General features: G+C 52.2%; 14 protein-coding genes and 2 pseudogenes. 8 read left to right on the top strand and 8 right to left on the bottom strand.

Features of this window, described 5'->3' with window-relative positions; all coding sequences use genetic code 11:
• The first annotated feature begins 7 nt into the window (after positions 1-7).
• Together GSD1FS_RS02905 and mmsB are read left to right on the top strand one after the other, a co-directional pair.
• A pseudogene (locus GSD1FS_RS02905) lies at positions 8-1,563 on the top strand (ATP-binding cassette domain-containing protein).
• The gene (gene mmsB, locus GSD1FS_RS02900) at positions 1,560-2,777 is read left to right on the top strand and encodes a multiple monosaccharide ABC transporter permease (protein WP_155588299.1); all 1,218 of its coding nucleotides are present in this window, start codon (positions 1,560-1,562) and stop codon (positions 2,775-2,777) included. The pseudogene GSD1FS_RS02905 and the gene mmsB overlap by 4 nt, the downstream one beginning before the upstream one ends.
• A 357-nt stretch (positions 2,778-3,134) precedes the next feature.
• Here the strand turns inward: mmsB and GSD1FS_RS02890 are convergent.
• A pseudogene (locus GSD1FS_RS02890) lies at positions 3,135-4,246 on the bottom strand (LacI family DNA-binding transcriptional regulator).
• Between the two features lie 211 nt (positions 4,247-4,457).
• Here GSD1FS_RS02890 and GSD1FS_RS02885 point away from each other — a divergent pair.
• The 4 genes from GSD1FS_RS02885 (at position 4,458) to GSD1FS_RS02870 (ending at position 9,019) form a co-directional block, all read left to right on the top strand.
• Positions 4,458-5,087 (top strand): carbonic anhydrase, encoded by a 630-nt coding sequence (locus GSD1FS_RS02885; RefSeq protein ID WP_155588467.1) that lies wholly within the window; start codon positions 4,458-4,460, stop codon positions 5,085-5,087.
• 867 nt (positions 5,088-5,954) lie between these two features.
• A complete protein-coding gene (locus tag GSD1FS_RS02880) occupies positions 5,955-7,307 on the top strand; it encodes a hemolysin family protein (protein WP_155588297.1) in 1,353 nt (450 codons plus the stop codon).
• Between the two features lie 250 nt (positions 7,308-7,557).
• Entirely contained in the window at positions 7,558-8,040 is a 483-nt protein-coding gene (locus GSD1FS_RS02875) for a Dps family protein (protein WP_155588296.1), read from the top strand.
• Positions 8,041-8,419: 379 nt separating this feature from the next.
• Complete coding sequence (locus tag GSD1FS_RS02870; protein WP_155588295.1) at positions 8,420-9,019, top strand: hypothetical protein; 600 nt, start codon at positions 8,420-8,422, stop codon at positions 9,017-9,019.
• Between the two features lie 30 nt (positions 9,020-9,049).
• Here GSD1FS_RS02870 and GSD1FS_RS02865 read toward each other — a convergent pair whose 3' ends face one another.
• Entirely contained in the window at positions 9,050-10,474 is a 1,425-nt protein-coding gene (locus GSD1FS_RS02865) for a chloride channel protein (protein WP_155588294.1), read from the bottom strand.
• A gap of 400 nt (positions 10,475-10,874) precedes the next feature.
• Between GSD1FS_RS02865 and GSD1FS_RS02860 the strand changes: the two genes are divergently transcribed.
• On the top strand, positions 10,875-11,345 hold the full coding sequence (locus GSD1FS_RS02860; RefSeq protein WP_196425011.1) for a GNAT family N-acetyltransferase: 471 nt from the start codon (positions 10,875-10,877) through the stop codon (positions 11,343-11,345).
• 103 nt (positions 11,346-11,448) lie between these two features.
• Here the strand turns inward: GSD1FS_RS02860 and GSD1FS_RS02855 are convergent, their stop codons facing one another.
• The 4 genes from GSD1FS_RS02855 to GSD1FS_RS02840 form a co-directional block, all read right to left on the bottom strand.
• Positions 11,449-12,138 (bottom strand): dihydrofolate reductase family protein, encoded by a 690-nt coding sequence (locus GSD1FS_RS02855; protein ID WP_155588292.1) that lies wholly within the window; start codon positions 12,136-12,138, stop codon positions 11,449-11,451.
• A 196-nt stretch (positions 12,139-12,334) separates the two neighbouring features.
• Positions 12,335-12,595, bottom strand: a complete 261-nt coding sequence (locus tag GSD1FS_RS10375; RefSeq protein ID WP_425481778.1) for an FxLYD domain-containing protein — start codon at positions 12,593-12,595, stop codon at positions 12,335-12,337.
• A gap of 113 nt (positions 12,596-12,708) precedes the next feature.
• Positions 12,709-13,128, bottom strand: a complete 420-nt coding sequence (locus tag GSD1FS_RS02845) for a hypothetical protein (protein WP_155588290.1) — start codon at positions 13,126-13,128, stop codon at positions 12,709-12,711.
• Positions 13,129-13,648: 520 nt separating this feature from the next.
• Positions 13,649-14,137, bottom strand: coding sequence for a hypothetical protein (locus GSD1FS_RS02840; RefSeq protein ID WP_155588289.1), 489 nt, complete (start codon positions 14,135-14,137; stop codon positions 13,649-13,651).
• A 184-nt stretch (positions 14,138-14,321) separates the two neighbouring features.
• Between GSD1FS_RS02840 and GSD1FS_RS02835 the strand changes: the two genes are divergently transcribed.
• On the top strand, positions 14,322-14,996 hold the full coding sequence (locus tag GSD1FS_RS02835) for a DUF4357 domain-containing protein (RefSeq protein ID WP_196425010.1): 675 nt from the start codon (positions 14,322-14,324) through the stop codon (positions 14,994-14,996).
• Between the two features lie 335 nt (positions 14,997-15,331).
• On the opposite strand, the gene GSD1FS_RS02830 is transcribed toward GSD1FS_RS02835, so the two are convergent.
• Together GSD1FS_RS02830 and GSD1FS_RS02825 are read right to left on the bottom strand one after the other, a co-directional pair.
• Positions 15,332-15,580 carry a hypothetical protein gene (locus tag GSD1FS_RS02830; protein ID WP_155588287.1) on the bottom strand — a complete coding sequence of 83 codons (249 nt, stop codon included), beginning with the start codon at positions 15,578-15,580 and terminating at the stop codon, positions 15,332-15,334.
• 80 nt (positions 15,581-15,660) lie between these two features.
• Positions 15,661-16,473 (bottom strand): sigma factor-like helix-turn-helix DNA-binding protein, encoded by an 813-nt coding sequence (locus GSD1FS_RS02825; protein ID WP_155588286.1) that lies wholly within the window; start codon positions 16,471-16,473, stop codon positions 15,661-15,663.
• Positions 16,474-16,803 lie beyond the last annotated feature (330 nt).

The raw sequence follows: 16,803 nt of genomic DNA, 5'->3' as shown, positions 1-16,803 counted from the left end.
GCATGTCATGTCAAATAATGACACGATTTTGACGATGAACAATATCGTCAAAACCTTCGGTCCGGTCAAAGCATTGTCGGGCGTAGATCTCAATGTCGAACGCGGCGAAATCCACGCGATCTGTGGGGAAAACGGCGCGGGAAAGTCCACATTAATGAATGTGCTGTCAGGGGTATACCCCTACGGCTCCTACTCTGGAACCATCACTTTTGAAGGAAAGGAATGCAAATACCGCACCATTAATGATTCAGAAGCCGATGGCATCGTCATCATTCATCAGGAACTCGCCCTCAGCCCATTTCTGTCGATCGCAGAAAACATCTTTATCGGCAATGAGCAAGCTAAAGGCGGTGTGATCAACTGGGATGAGACACGAGCCAAAGCTGCACAGCTGCTGAAAAGAGTAGGTCTGCCAGAGAATCCAGATACTAAAATCATGGATATCGGAGTTGGCAAGCAGCAACTGGTTGAAATCGCCAAAGCATTGTCAAAAATGTTAAGCTGCTAATCCTTGATGAACCAACAGCTGCGTTGAACGATGAGGACTCAGCACATCTACTCAATCTGGTTCGTGAACTGCGTGATGAGCAAGGGGTAACGAGCATCATCATCAGCCACAAACTCAATGAGATCGCAGAGATCGCAGACAATGTGACAATCATCCGAGATGGTGCCACCGTCGGCGAAATGTTCATCACCCCAGAAACACCTCTTGATCAGGATGAACTGATCCGCAAGATGGTAGGTCGTTCGCTGACGAACCTCTATCCCGATCATGAGTCCAACAAGCCAGGTGACGAATACCTCCGCATTGAAGACTGGACAGTGCACCATCCACTCGATCAAAGCCGCGTCATTGTCGATCACGCCAACATAGCTGCACGCTCTGGCGAGATCGTTGGACTAGCAGGTTTGATGGGTGCCGGACGCACTGAACTCGCGATGAGTATTTTCGGCAAGTCATATGGTTCGCATATCTCCGGCAAAGTATTTGTTAAAGGCAAAGAGGTGAGCTTGCCGAACGTGCAGGCAGCTATCGATGCCGGTCTTGCTTACGCCACCGAAGATCGCAAAGTGTATGGCCTCAATCTACTGCAAAACATCCGAGAGAATGCTTCTATGGCATCTCTTGAAAAGATGAGTGTCCACGGTGTGATGAACGACAACATAGAGCGCAAAGAAGTGGAAGAATACCGCAAAGACTTTCACATCAAATGCAACAGCATCGATGTTAATGTCGGCACGCTTTCAGGTGGCAACCAGCAAAAGGTAGTTCTCGCAAAATGGGTGATCTCCGATCCGGATATTCTCATTCTCGATGAGCCAACGCGAGGAATTGACGTAGGCGCCAAATATGAAATCTACGAGATCATTAACAAGCTCGCGGACGAGGGCAAAGCCATCATCGTCATCTCCTCGGAGTTGCCGGAACTCATCGGCATCTGCGATCGCATTTACACAGTCAGTCAGGGAGTCGTCACAGACAATGTCGCCAAGAACGGCTTCACACAGGAATATCTCATGAAGGGCATGACTAAAGAGAAGGAGGTGGTTGCACGATGAGCACTGCTAATGCAACCCCAGTAAAGAAGAACAAGAACACAGGTGTTCTTGAAACATTGGCCAATAACTCGAAGCAATACGGCATCGTCGGCGCACTCGTCGTGATCGTTCTTGTCTTTGAATTCCTCACCAAAGGCGTACTGCTCAAGCCAAACAGCTTCGTCTCTCTGATTCAGCAGAACGCTTATGTGATCATCCTCGCCATCGGCATGGTCATGGTCATCATTGCCACACACATCGATCTGTCTGTAGGTTCGATTGTCGCCTTCGTCGGTGGTATCTGCGCAATTTTGATGGAACGACAAGGCGTCAATTGGATGCTTGCCATTCTCATCTCTCTTGTTGTCGGCCTGATCATTGGCTGCTGGCAAGGTTTCTGGGTCGCTTATGTCGGAATCCCCGGCTTTATCACCACATTAGCTGGCATGCTGATCTTCCGCGGTCTCGCCACTGTTATCGTCGGCGAATCTGTGCCAATCACTTCGCCGCAATTCCGTGGCATTGCACGTAATTATCTGCCGAATATTCTTGGCTGGTGGGGACCATTCGATGGACTAACTATAGTCGTTGGCATCATTTGCATCGCCCTGTTTGCATGGAGTCAGCTTCGCCGCCGCGCTAAGGTAGCCAAGGCAGGACTCTCGCCTGAGCCAATGGCAATAACCGTCACAAAGATCGTCGTTGCTGCACTGCTCATCGGATTCGTCACCTATCTGCTGGCGCTATCTGGCAACGCCGATCAAGGCGGCATCCCGATTATGCTCGTCATTCTGGCAGTTCTCGTGCTTATCTACAACTTCATTCTGACCAAGACTGTGTTCGGACGCCACGTGTATGCAGTTGGCGGTAACCGCAAGGCTGCAATCCTCTCCGGCATCAATACCAAACGGGTCGATTTCACACTCTTTGTGCACATGGGCTTCCTGTCCGCCGTGGCAGCTATCTGCGTCTTGTCTCGTCTCTCTTCTGCAACCGCACAAGCTGGCATGGAATTCGAAATGGACGCCATCGCATCTTGCTTCATCGGCGGCACTGCAGTCACCGGCGGCATCGGCACTATCCCAGGAGCTGTGGTCGGCGCACTCGTCATGGGTGTGATCAATCAGGGCCTGTCGATCATGGGCGTTGATACCGCAGTGGTCAAGACCATCAAAGGCCTTGTGCTTCTCGGAGCCGTTGCAGTAGACATTCTCACTAAGCGCAAGAAGGGCTGAAAGCCTGACACCTACTCACACGAAAGGCATTGTCATGAAACTCAATTCACAAGCACGAGCGCGAATGTACGCACTCACCTCGGTCGCCTGCGCTATCTGGCTCGTGCAAACATGCGTAGAAGCAAATGCCAATGGAGACCTGCTCAGTTGGTCAAACATCATCTTTGCTCTCTGTCTGACCATTGTGACCGTGTATTGCGCAGTCAATGCCGTTCGTGGGTGGGTGGTTACCGACAAGCATGCACATAATGAAACATCGTCTGAATCATCAGTCGACGAATCATAATGAGCAAATGCTGAATAACCAATAATCGTAAATCCTCAAACTACATCAGCCGAGGCCGCGCGCAGATAAATCTATCTGCGCGCGGCCTCGCGCACCGATTGGCGCACGATCACGTCAGCCGGCGCGAGCCCAACGCCGTGCCGCGACATCGTGTAGCCCGGCTCGTCGCCTTCGCCGAGCAGATACAGCAGCTCACGCATCGCCATCGTCCCCAAGTCATCGAAATCCTGGCGAACAGTAGTTAGCGGCGGGAACAAATTGCTCATGCCGGGCATGTCGTCGAATCCGGTCACACTCACGTCTTGCGGTACGTGCACGCCATGCTCAAGCAGCGCGCGGATCACGCCAATCGCCATCTGATCGTTCGAGCACACTACGCAAGTCGGCAGTCTGCCGCCGTTCGAGCCAATATTTTCGAGAATATGATTCATGCGCTGGTACGCTTCGCCCGACTCCCACACGCTGCATTGCACAGTGATCGAGTTCACGCCATACTGCGTGCACAGTTTATTCCAAGCGAGCAGTCGAGTCGCGGCGTCGCGCCACTGCGTCGGGCCTGCGAACAGCAACACGTTGCGGTGGCCGAATTTGTCGATGAGGCGCATAATCCCCTCCATACCGCCCCACTGATCAACGCCGACGAGCGACACTTTGCGCCGCTGCTCGGCACCGAGTAAGCGCATGCCCTCCTGAATGCTCATCTTGCCGTGTGTGGAAGTCACCAGCACGCGCGGCTGCGTCACTTTCGCACGGCACGCGGACTGCAACATCACGTCGGTCGGTGTCAAAAAATATAGCCGTCGACGCCCTGCTGCCCGAACATGTCGCATAGATTATCGAACTCCTCCTGCGAGCAGAGCGCCTCGTGCACCATCGCCACCGACACGAACATGCCGTGTTCGCGAGCCATCGTCTCGATAGCAGCCAGCGAACTCACCGGCCCATAGAAGCGTTGCCCGCCCGCGATCACGCCGATCGTGCGCGTGGTGCGCGAAGCGAGCGCGCGCGCCGAGTTACTCGGTCTATAACCGAGCTCGTCAATTGCCTGCTCGACTTTCGCGCGCGTGGCTTGAGCAACGTTCGGAGAATGATTGATCACACGCGAAACCGTCTGGTGACTCACCCCCGCACGTTTCGCCACCTCGAAAATCGACGGGCGTTTCGCAGTTTTTCGGGTGCTCATCACTCCTCCTATCGCTCAGCTCGCGCCGCGTTCACGCGCGCGCGTTCTCTTCTATGCGCGAATATCAAACGCGTATTCTAAAAGAAGTATCACACAGGCAGCAATATTTCGCCGACGCACATTCGCGATACGGTGCGAAACGGTGAATTATCAAGGATTGTAAGGAGTGGCTATGAGCGAAGAAACTACTGCAAACAGCACGTGGAGCCGCATGCTCGCAGGCAACCGCCGGTTCGCGGAGGGCAAGGAGGAGCATCCGTGGCAAGACAAAGAAACGCGCGAATCTCTTATTGACCGGCAGAATCCGGATGCCGCGGTGCTGAGCTGCTCTGATTCGCGTGTGCCACCGGAGATCATCTTCGACGCGGGCCTTGGCGACATGTTCACTGTGCGCACCGCCGGCCAGATGATCGACAAGTCCGTGCTGCAATCTCTTGAATACGCAGTGAGCGGGTTGCATGTGAGCCTGCTCGTCGTGCTCGGGCATCAGCATTGCGGCGCTGTCGTGCACGCCGAGCACGATCTCGACGAACTTGTCGAGCACCTGACGAATGAGATTACGAACACGCGCACCAAAGAAGAGATTATGGAAGATCTCGATCAGGTGATCGAATCCTCTTCGAACGAGTTCCTGAAGAACGTCGGCATCTCCGTGTGGCAGGCGCGCATGGCTGGCTTGGAGGACTGCGACGACTACGAGCAGGTGCATATTGCGCACACTATCGAGCAGCTCGTCACCAGCTCCGAGATTATTCGCGACGCCGTGGCACACGAAAAGCTGATGATTGTGGGCGCGCGCTACCGCCTCGACACCGGACTGGTGGAAGTGCTCAGCTTCTGAGCACTCCTGAGTGCTTCTGAGCATAAGCATGCTGCCGCGCGTGCCGATCATCGGTTGCTTCGTGCGCGCGCAGCAGCAATGTGCTGTTGAGTGTGCGCCAGCGAGCTCTCCCGCGTGCACGCAACAGTTTCGTTCTGTTAGATGCACACCAGCGAGCTCCTTCGCGCACTCTCAGCAGCATCGTTCTGTTAGATGCACGCCGGCAAACCTCCCCGTGTGCTTCCAACAGCAACATCCTGTTAAGTGCACGCCAGAATGATCCTTCGCGCACACCCAGCAGAACTACGCTGTTCAACGCACGCCAGCAAACTTCTTCATGCACATCTAACAGGATCATTCTGCTAGATGCACGCCAACGCGCGCCTACGCGCACGCTGAGCATAATCATCCTGCTAAGTGTGCGCCAGCGTACTGCCACGCGCACACGCAACAGGAACGTTCTGCTCAGTGCACGCCAGCGGGCTTCTCCGCGCACTCCCCACAGCGCCATCCTGCTAAATGCACGTCAAGATAATCCCTCATGCACTCCCAACAGCACTCACCTGCGAAGTGCACGCCAGCGGGCTCCTTCGCGCACTCCCAACAGGAACATACCGCTCAATGCACGCCAGCCGATCATCTCGCGCACTCTCAGCAGCATCATTCTGTTAGATGCACGCCGACGTGCGCCTACATGCACATCGAACATAATCATCCTGTTGAAAGCACACCAGCAAACTCCCCCACGTGCATGCAACAGTTTCGTTCTGCTAAAGGCACGCTAACAGCCTTCTTTGCGTGCACTCCGCAGCAATAATCTGCTGAGTGCACGCAAATGAGCTATGCCCGCCTCACGTTGGCGAGCATGTACTTTATAATGATGATGCTATGTCACTTGGTTTGAACATTCTGCTGATTTTCGTCTTTCTTCTGCTCGGCTCTGTGTTTGCCGGCACCGAGCTCGCGCTGGTTTCGCTGCGCGGTTCGCAAATCGATCAGATGGAACAGGAGGATGCTCGCGGCGCGCGCGTAGCGAAGATCGCGCGCGATCCAAACACGTTCCTGTCTACCGTGCAGATCGGCGTCACGCTCTCCGGCTTCCTCTCCGCTTCGTTCGGCGAATCGTCAATTTCGCCGTTCATCGTGCCGGTTGTGGAGAGCTGGGGCGTGCCAAGTAACGTTGCCGCGCCGCTCACCACGATTGTGCTCACGCTGATTATTTCGTATTGCTCGATTGTGATCTCCGAAATGGTGCCTAAGCGCATCGCGATGCAGCGCAACGAGCAGATCGCACGCGCAGTGGTGCCGGCGATCAGCGCGTTCGCCACGATTTGCAAACCGATTATTTGGCTTATTGGCAAGAACACGAACGGCATTGTGCGCTTGCTTGGCTTCGACCCGAATGAAACTGAATCCGAGGTGTCTGACGAAGAGCTGCGCGTGCTCGTCAGCTCGAACACGAACCTGACGAAGGATGAGCGCACGATTCTCGATGATGTGTTCGACGCTTCCGAGACCATCGTGGCTGAAGTGATGCGACCACGCGCAGACGTGGTGTTCCTCGACGGGTCGATGCCGTTGAAGGAAGCGGCGGAGCAAGTGCGCGAAATGCCATATTCTCGCTACCCCGTTATCGGCAAGTCGTTCGATGACGTGCTCGGATTCATTCACGTGCGTGACTTGCTCGACGTGCGCGATCCGAATGCGAAAACCGTTGCAGACGTGACTCGCGAGGGCATTTCGCTTCCTGGCACATCGAAGCTGCTGCCGAGCTTGTCGCTGCTACGCAAGCGCAGCATTCATCTGGCCGTGGTGATCGACGAATACGGTGGCACTGATGGCATTGTGACGCTTGAAGACATGACCGAGGAACTCGTCGGCGATATTCGTGACGAATACGATTTGCCTGAAGACACCCCGAAGAAGGATTTGCCGACTGACGTGTTCGTGAATGGCGTGGCTACGATCGACGGTGGCATGACCATCGAGGATTTCGCCGATTTGACTGGCATAGAGCTTGAAGATGGGCCTTACGAGACAGTCGCCGGCTACTTCCTCGCTCACTCCGGAAAGATGGGCGAAGTGGGCGATCGTCTGGTGATCGACAATGCCTACACAATGACAATCACGAAGGTGGATGGCCGTCGCATCGAGACAATCGAAGTACGCAAGCAGTCCCCTGAAGACGCCGCCGCTGCTGAAGATTCCGACTCTGCTGACTCTTCGGATTCCTCCAACTGATCCCTCCACCCCCAGTTTGCTGGTGGAGATATAAAACCTCACAACCTTCGAGTAGCCTCCTCACAAGAACGTTGAAAATAGCCATTTTTCAGATCGGCATACTCGAGCCTTTGGCAGTTTTGTATCCCCGCCAGCAAAATAAGCGAACGAGATAGAGATCACATTAGGCTTTCAGCTCATGGAAGCTCCGTTTGCGCGCGCCTTCTCATAAGCTCGAACTACATACCAATCTTGGGAAAGGATTGACATCATGGCACTTTCATTCATTGTTCCAGGTCTCGACGAAGCAACCTCCGAAAAGGTGATCGGCATTCTGCAGGAACGTCTGAGCCAAGAGCAGGAAGCCGCGCTCGTTCTGAAGCACGCGCACTGGAACGTTGCAGGCCCGAACTTCATCGCCGTGCACGAGATGCTCGACCCGCAGGTTGACGAAGTGCTCGCGATGGCCGACGAAACCGCAGAGCGTATCGCCGCTCTCGGTGGTTCGCCAAGCGGCCGCCCAGACGACATCGTGCGCTACCGCACTTGGACGAAGTTCGAGATGGAAGGTCGTCAGGACACCCTCGACTATCTGCGCGCACTCGACAAGTATTATGACGCGTTCATCGTCGCAGACCGCAAGGCCGTCGCTGAACTCGACGATCTCGATTTCGTCAGCTCGAATATCATTCAGGATCATGTGCAGAAGCTCGAGCAGTTCCAGTGGTTCATGCGCTCGTTCCTGGTTGACTGATTTGTGAGCAATATCAAGTAACTGAAGTCAACGCATTATTAGTTATGCGGGCTCCCCGGCAACTACTGCGTGCTGGGGAGCCCACATATTTTGCGCGATAATCGCTGTTTTTCAAATAACACGGATTCCCACCAAACTTTCAGGTTGTGCCATGAGTTCGCCAAGCATCGTGGGGTTAACTATAAATCAACAGCTGAAAAGCTGAACTTCTTTCTTCTCTTCTCTCTTCCCCGGTATTTCCCCACCGGGGTTCTCTTTTCTGCCATGCTTCGCATAATTCGCCACGCCAACGTGCATCACCCAATAATATTTTTCCCGAAAGAGCTAGAATATAGAGACATGTGCAACGGCGCACATTGGGGAATCAAGGAGTTTTACTATGGTCAACAATACTGAGAGCAAGCACAGAAGCACCCGTGCTATCGGCGTCGTGATCGCTGTGGTGATTGCGGTAGCTGTGATCGTGGGTGCACTGGCGTGGAACGGTTCTAATCGTTACACTCCGCAAGCCGCGCAAGAGCAGACGCAGACAGTTCCGGCGACGGAATCCAAGGAACTGAAAGAGTCGCGCGCCGCGCTTGAGAAGAAGCTCGCGGAAGCGCAGAAAGTGTATGACGCGAACTACAGCAAAGTGGTCGATCCGGAAACATGCGGCAAACTCGGTGCTCTGATCGATGGCACCGAAGGGTTGCTGGAAGCCCAGCCGGCGCTCGCGGAGAACTTCAAGACTCGCGCAACCGAGCTTGATACCGCGATGAAGGCCATGCAGGAGGCAGCAAAGGAAGATCCGCAGGTTGCATACACTCGCTTGGTGAACGAGACGAAGGCTCGTGAGGCCGAAGCGGACGAGATGCAGGCTCAGGCGGACAAGATCAACGCTGAAATAGATCGCAATACCCGTAAGGAGTATGAGCGTCAGCAAGCGGAGATGGAGAAGCAGGCTGAGGAGATGCTACAGAGCACGGATCAGCTTTCGTAGCGAACTCAACGCACGGTGCGAACGCCTAGCTTATGCGGTTTGCTTGCGGGTCAAACGCACGGTCACTTTGTGAGTGAGCGTTTGGAGCGCGGAGACGAGGTAGGCGGCGGCGAGCACGATAATCAGATCGAGCGGCGGGAAGCACAGGGCGAGTACGGCTGTGGCGAGTAACGGTTTGCGAGTCCATGCGGAGACGAGCGATGCAGTGGTCACGCAGACGACGAGGATCGGATCCACACCGAACCACAAAGCCAGCGCATAGCCCAAGCACACGCCGCAGAAGATGGTTGGGAAGAATTCGCCGCCTACCCAGTCTGCTGCTACACACAGCTTGGTCAGGAACAGTTTGAGCACCACCAGCAGCACGAGCATGATCGGCGCCCAGCTGGTCCACTCGTGCATCATGTCTTCCGTACCAGTCTGACCGGAGAACAGCACGCCTGGCATGAAGCAGGCGACGGCGCCCAGTGCGATGCCGCAGATGATCGCGCGTGGCAGCGGATCTGGTCCGACGTGTGCCATGAGCTTCTTCGACCATGCGTTGAACAGGTCGCCCATCGCCGCGCATGCCCAGCCAACGAACAGCGCAAGCACTGCCACGGCGATTGAGGTGCCGGAAAGCGAGCTGAAGTCCAGAGTGTCGAAGCGTGCGATGGCGGCGAAATGACCGAGGATGCGTACGACCAACGCGCATCCACCGGCGAAGCCAAGGCCGGCGATAGCCCACACAATCGTCCTCAGTAAGCGTGGATGCGGGATGTCGTAGGTTTCGGAGATCTTGCTCTCGTGACCGCCACTCGAGGAAGTCTGTGCGGAAGTGGTGGGGTCAGTGGGATCTTTAGCGTCCTTAGATGCAGTGTTAGCTGTCGAGCCGCCGGTCGTAGCGGAAGCGTCAGCCGTGGCAGTGGAGTCATCGGAGGAGGCGAGCAGTGCGGTGAACGCGGCTGTTACAGGATGCTTCGGTTTCGACAGCGCTCCCCTGCCAGCTCTGCGCACGGAGTTCGAGAGCCCTGATAATCCAGCAGCAGCGAAGCCGGAGATGCCGGCTTCTGGGCCGACTGCGCCGCCAAACGCGATAGGAAGGATGAATAATATGAGCGACTCACCCCAGTTGGGAACGCGGTATCCGCCATCTCTTTTGTAGTCCGCGATCACCTCGCCCATCGTGTCGAGCGTGTAGCCGCATTTGCGGGTCCAGAGTCCGATGGCGACGCCGCCAATCAAGCACAGAATAAGCGGAGCCACCATGTGAAGAGGGCCGGAAGCGTCGAAGAAGAACTTCTCCCAGATGTGCTCCTGCAGGAGGTCGGCAATGCCCAGAACGCCCATCGTGCCGAAACCAACCACTACGCCGAGCACGGCGGCGAGCAACACCACCAGCAGTATCGTGACCGCGAGGTTCGAGGCCGGAATCGCGCGGCGCTCTGCGTTCGCAGGTGTAGAGTCTTTCTTCACAGGTGCAGCCCTCCTCGTTCGGCGATGCGGTTCGGTGCTATGCGCGCCGCCGCTCACAGGTGTCGATTTGCTTGCTCGTAGGTGGCTTATGTGCGTTTACACGCCCACACGCAAGCGAAGCCGAACACGCTCAAAAGCTTTACTTTCCAACGATTGTAGACTATAGCCCATGAGCATCACACAGCTTTGCCGCACACCAGCGAAGAGCGAAATGTGCATCAGCGGGCACTGGGTTGACTAGCTGCGGAAAGAGCACGAGCAAACTTCGTGTTTGCAGGCGAATATATGAAGACGTACAGAAGAAAGGGGCGAGCATGCTGGAAACGGAGAGATTGCTGCTCACGAACTGGGATGAGCGTGATGCGTCCGAGTTTTGCGAATCACGCGGAATCCCAATATTTTGCCGGCGACCGGCTGCCCTGTAATAACCAGTCTTGAAGAAGCGCAGCGAGCACTGTGCGATGAGTATTGTGCGGCGGAGAATTACAAAATACTCCTCAAAAATGCTGGTGTGAATGGTGACGGCTCTAGCGATGCCGAGCGTGGGAAATCTGAGATAATCATTGGAAATATTGGCCTGCGCTTTGGTGAGGACGCGTGTTCGGAGAGTACGAGCGAGCCTGAGGTGGGATTCTGGCTGGATGAGCAGTTTCAGGGGCGCGGGTATGCGAGCGAGGCGCTGGCGGAGGTGTTGCGGCATGCGCAAGAAGATCTGCATTGCCCTGCCGTGTGGGGTTGCCATTATGAGGGGAACGAGAAGTCGGCGCGGGTGCTGGAGCGCGCGGGATTTGTGCGAGTGCGGGTGAATCCGCGCGGAGATACGCGGCTCGGGTACACGTTGCCGGAGGTCGAGATGAAGCGGGAGTTTTGAGTTCTCGATGATCTCAGTGAGCCACTAGCGCGTACATTGAAAACCCGTGCAGTGTTGCCTGCACGGGTTGAATACAAAGGCTTACTAATAGTGCGGTACGGTCTCACAGAGTTTTGTAGCGCAGCCAGACGGCGCCGCTTTCGGAAGAGGGCTCGCACGAAATGAGCTTCAGGTGTGTGACGGGAGCGTTCGGGGCGAGACCGTCGAAGACGCCGGGCATACCTTCGCGTCCGTCGATGCCGGGACCGATCACCACGCTGATCTCGTCGAGTAAGCCAGCTTTGAGGAAGCCGCCGTTGATGTGTGCGCCGCCGACGACTGCCATGCGTTCGACGCCGAAGTCGGTGGCGAGAATGCTGCACACCTGCGCGAGATCGATGGAATCAGTGCCTGCGGCAATCCAAGCAATGCCCTTGCTGTCGAGATAGTCGGCGTATGCCTGCGGCGCCTGCCCGCTCATGGCGATCAGGAGGTGGCGATCCCCTGAGTGCGCGCCGTTCCACAGCAGAGTGCCATGCGTATCCATGATCACTTCGTATGCGCCACCGTTTTCTGCAGCATTCGCAGGCACTGCGGAGTGGCACGGGTGACCGATCGGAGTCTTGTCGCCGTCGAATACGCCGGATGCCATTTCGTCTTGCGCGGTCACGCGGCCGCTCACGCGAGTGGGTGCGTCGAGCGCGGCGAGTGAGTCGTAATAGACGTCGTTGCCGGCGAGCTGCGCGGTCATGCCGCAGTCGATGCGGCCGTCGACTGATGACATCATGTGGCAGATTATGTAGGGTCTTGGCATCGTGAGTCCTTTTCTAGAAAGTGCTTATGTCGGTTTCTGGGAATCATTGTAAGATCCACACAATTACTTAGACATAAGTATGACGCGAAAAGATCGGCGCTGTTCAACCTCAACAATAAGTACAGAGATGCGTTCTGATAATCATCAAAACTTACTAGTTCCCGAACGGAACATAGGGACCATCAGAACGCAACCGTCAATCTGCAACACTGTAATATTGAACCGTCGGTTTAATCTGCTGAGCATCGCACTGGCTATAGGCCTCAAAGCGCACTTTCTCACCAGGAGCCCAAGAATTTACATTGGCATATGCTTCTTGCTTCACACCATCTTTGTCATACAGGTTCAAGACCACAGAAACATTCTCAAATGAATACTCTGTAGTATTCTCAACTATCGCAGTGTAAGTGTAATTGTCATAGCCTTCATCATTCTTCTTAAATTCAGCAGACGAAATCAGCTTGTTGATCGCTTCTTTCTCCTCTTTTTCTTTCGCCGCAGAAGTACCATTAGCAACTAGATCTTTAAGCGTGTTCTCATATTGCGCGCTTACCTTCAGACCATAATCATCTACAAAAGTTTTGAGAATCTGTGTTCTCTTGTCATAAACTTCTGTCCATTTTCTACATACTCAGTGGACTCATAGGAGTATTTGTCAATCACGCCAAGGGACTCTTCAAGAACATTAATGTAACCAATAACCTGTTCCTGCAGTTTCGAATTTTCGTACTGACGATCTTTTAAAGGCTTATCAGTATTCAACTCCGTGTTAACTGCTTCGCGCACTGTTTTCGCACCAGAATTATCATCAGAATCTTGTTGATCAACTATCGCAAAGCGTTTTTCCAACCCTTGGGAAATGACAGACATCGCCTCATCATCCGCATAGTCAGGACCAGATTCTTTCTGACCAGAACACGCAGCAAAAGTAACAATTAAACCAAAACAAGTCAATATAACAAAGATTTTACTCATTATTGATTTTCTCATCTGCACTCCTTATTTTTCTCTACTCTTCAACAGCGCAACATAGGTGCAATAGATATTTAAGATTTGCTATCAACCTATATTTTTAACGCTGATTGTGAATTATCATAACGAATTCCACACAATGTTTAAACAAAGTACGATTATTTGAACACAACATGCACTTTCATGCATTGATAAGACATTGCAATTAATGAGATGAATCGATCTTTTGCATCCTGAATTTTTATTAGGACCACAATGCGACTACATAGGTAGACAATATCAAGAATATTCGCATCAGAAAACGACTGAGCATAAGCTGCACACAGGTGAAAAGCTGCTCTGCTTTCCTATAGGCTCATTGTTATGCTGTTGCTTACAGATCCCCTGTGAAACGGGATCTCCAGATCGCCGGGGTGCTCCCTCGGCATTTTCTTCAGCACGACTGTTTGCCACGTGAATAGTGCTGCGGAGCCGACAACAAGCGACATCCAATTGCCAGCTCCGCGCGACGGTGAGATCGAACTTCACCCTTCAATAATCAGTAAGTAGAAAGTATGGTGATGAGATTTGGATTGGGAGCTGGGGTCTGTACCATGACGCCCAATTTGGGGTCTTTTCCATAGTGAGCAACGATAAGATTCAATAATTCGTCTGTCTGCTCTTGCGTCACGGTATTAGCATGGAATGTGACAGAAACCACTTTGACTGGTTTTGATTCAGAGTCTTCTTCGTTGGAATCCAACACGAGTGTGGCTGGAGTAGATTCGATAATTGCATCAGCAATGGATTCCATCGACGCATTGGCATCATAAGGCAGGAATTCGGCATTCAGGATGAAATCTTGCGACATGCAGGTAATGTAGGGATCATTGGAGTCATCGTAATTGTCGTCGTCTTCCCACTCTGATCTGGCTTCCCATACTGCCTCGTCAATAGCGTCGATTTTCTCTTGGTCCGCCTCCGCAGGAGGCGTCATTCCTTGAATGAGTGCAAGCTCTTGCGCAGTAATAAGATTGAGTCCCTTCATGATCATCACTCCATACTCGTATTTTTAAACAAAATATATGGGTTAGTCTATATCGTTGCTTGTTGCGACGCGCTCTATGAGAACCAATGACATGCATGCACCTGCATGCCGTAATACTTATATTTTTACGACTGCTTTCGGCGCGTACAATACAACTACACCGATAATGAAGGCAGGATCGACGATGGCAACTGGCGTACTTTATGTGATGTCTTCTGCAGTAAAAGGACTTATAAAGATAGGCAAGACCGAAACCAGAAATTTCCCCGAACGCATGCGTAAATTGGAGACTGACGGCTATCGCAATGTCACGAGCTTCAAACGTCGATTTGCGATTGAAGTTGAAGACTACGATGAGAAAGAGCGAATGCTCGATGAAATCTTCTCTAAGGCACGCGTCAGCGAATCCGAGTTATTCGCACTCGATATAGATCTGGCAGTCAAACTACTCTCGTCGTTCGAAGGACGACAGATCTACCCAGAAGCAGAGCCCAAGGAACAGGTGTTTGCCGAAGCGACCAAACAGCACCACGAGCACACCGATGTGCTGAAAATTCCTAACGGCACGTATTACCTTGTCAGGAAGAAGCCGCCACTTCATGTTCAGATGATCGTAGAGGATGGTGAGCTGACCATTCCAGCCGGACAACGTGTATCAACAACTGAAGGAGCCAGCATAGATCCACACACCCGAATCGGTGCGCAACGGCGGGAATGTGTCGACCAAGCCGGCGTAGTGATCAAGGACATGCATTTTGACACACCATCTGCCGCTGGAGTCTTTGCAATCGGACGGGCATGCAACGGCTGGAAAGAGTGGAAGACGGAAGATGGACGTGTGATTGGCAGTTTTCGATGAGATGATACTTGCAATTACCCTTATCCCTTCCACCACCAAGCATCTTGTCCTTGGGTTACTCGTCCACCTCCGGATCGGTAATGAAAATCAGCTCCCTTCGCACGTAACCCATTCATAAACTCTTTCAATTCTTCATAACCACCAATAACCCAAAGACTGCCACCCTTATCTCGATAATCAAAATATGGTATATGTGCTTTTCAATCATTGCAACGATCGGATCGTTTGTCTCCTCGTTTGCGATAGAAATCACACCTTTTACCGTACGGAATGGGGAACCACTGCAATAATGGTAAATTGTTTTGCATTGAGCGAATATTCATCAACAAGCTCATCTATAAGTTGTTTTGATCTATCGCCCCGCCATAAGCTTGAATTTTGTCATATATCACTTGGCGAATAGAGACATATGGTTTCATATCCCATTCACGTAGGCCCCAATCATCTTTATTGACTCGTACAGTTTCAGGATTTGCAGATAGCATATTGCTTACATTTACAATATTTGTACCCAATTGAATGGCAGCAGCTATTTCCTCCGCACTCATAGGCTTATGCTCAATTGAGAGAATGGCCATAGACATACGCGTTTTCGTTGGCTGCAAAATCACATGGCCTTTATAGAAGGCGGCAGCGGAATACTGCAACCAATTTTTAGTAATTTCTATAGAGCCTTCCTTATTTTTATCACGAAAACATATTTTGCGAGGCTATCCTCGGGCAGCACACCATATTTATTAGCAAACCGCTCAAGTGAATTGTCAAAGAAAGTTTGCGCATCTTTAATTGTTGGCGCTGCGACCCATCCATCTTTAATTTCCAATTGAATCTGATGGTTATACTGAGACAAGATAATGTTAGCCAGGGGAGCATTCAGCCCAGGCAATACGTCATTGAGTTCTGGGAAGCGCAGAGTTGCTTGTTCACAGGTCAAGAAAGGTATACCCTGATCAAAAAGATTGGTGAGTTTTGACCAGATTTTAAATCTTTTGAATACTGGAGCTAACCGTTTACGAATCTCTGCTTCTAGCTGACGGATGCGTTCCCGACTGATCCCATAATCATCACCTATTGAACTCAAGGAATCGGGAATTGTTTTTGTGAAACGCCTTACAAAAATATCAAAATCTCGTTCATCAAATCCAGAAAGTACTTGACTAAGATTGTCAGAGAAGCAATCCGCTTTGTCTGTTGGAGCTTCTTTAATCGCAAGAACTACATCTTCTTGCGATTCGCCACCAATAAGAAAGTCTCTCGCGGTGAGACTATTAAGCTGCTGCGTAATACCTCTAATATCCGATGGAGCATTCTCACTAACGGATAGGGCAAATGGATGCGACTCACTTTGCTCATGCTCACACAGCCATGTAGCAACTTTCAGGAAATCAGACAGTAAAACAAACGAGGGAAGATCCGTGACTTCTTCATCAGAGCGGAACGTATCATCGTCAACAGGCCAGTCATTATCGATCAGCATGTTGGATATAATACCGCAATAACAATGGTATTGTATAATAGTTTATCTTTTACACCCTAAAGGATCTAAACACAGTTTGGTCTAAAGAGCACTGGCCAGCCCATTAGGACTATGTCAAGTATATAAGAATCTTCATCTTTGCCAATAGATGCCGAGATTGAAAATGACGCTCTTGATGCTTAATCCGCATAACAATCACCATTAGCAGACTGCTCACAAGTATAGGTTTTGCCGTACCGCTTATCGTATACTCAATGGCCAGAGATAAATGAAAGAGGGCGGAGAATACGGTTTCAACGAGAAGTTGAAGATCCGCATCGACGTCAACAC

The sequence above is a fragment of the Bifidobacterium canis genome (assembly GCF_009727065.1).
Classification (GTDB): Bacteria; Actinomycetota; Actinomycetes; order Actinomycetales; family Bifidobacteriaceae; genus Bifidobacterium; species Bifidobacterium canis.
Note: the sequence above shows the minus strand (reverse complement) of the source record. Positions and strands in the feature narration are given on the sequence as shown.

Excerpts from the sequence above, each read along its gene's own strand:
- mmsB (WP_155588299.1), top strand. The coding sequence starts at position 1,560 with ATGAGCACTGCTAATGCAACCCCAGTAAAGAAGAACAAGAACACAGGT.
- GSD1FS_RS02885 (WP_155588467.1), top strand. The coding sequence starts at position 4,458 with ATGCTCGCAGGCAACCGCCGGTTCGCGGAGGGCAAGGAGGAGCATCCG.
- GSD1FS_RS02880 (WP_155588297.1), top strand. The coding sequence starts at position 5,955 with ATGTCACTTGGTTTGAACATTCTGCTGATTTTCGTCTTTCTTCTGCTC.
- GSD1FS_RS02875 (WP_155588296.1), top strand. The coding sequence starts at position 7,558 with ATGGCACTTTCATTCATTGTTCCAGGTCTCGACGAAGCAACCTCCGAA.
- GSD1FS_RS02870 (WP_155588295.1), top strand. The coding sequence starts at position 8,420 with ATGGTCAACAATACTGAGAGCAAGCACAGAAGCACCCGTGCTATCGGC.
- GSD1FS_RS02855 (WP_155588292.1), bottom strand. The coding sequence starts at position 12,138 with ATGCCAAGACCCTACATAATCTGCCACATGATGTCATCAGTCGACGGC.
- GSD1FS_RS02845 (WP_155588290.1), bottom strand. The coding sequence starts at position 13,128 with ATGAGAAAATCAATAATGAGTAAAATCTTTGTTATATTGACTTGTTTT.
- GSD1FS_RS02840 (WP_155588289.1), bottom strand. The coding sequence starts at position 14,137 with ATGAAGGGACTCAATCTTATTACTGCGCAAGAGCTTGCACTCATTCAA.
- GSD1FS_RS02835 (WP_196425010.1), top strand. The coding sequence starts at position 14,322 with ATGGCAACTGGCGTACTTTATGTGATGTCTTCTGCAGTAAAAGGACTT.
- GSD1FS_RS02830 (WP_155588287.1), bottom strand. The coding sequence starts at position 15,580 with ATGTCTATGGCCATTCTCTCAATTGAGCATAAGCCTATGAGTGCGGAG.
- GSD1FS_RS02825 (WP_155588286.1), bottom strand. The coding sequence starts at position 16,473 with ATGCTGATCGATAATGACTGGCCTGTTGACGATGATACGTTCCGCTCT.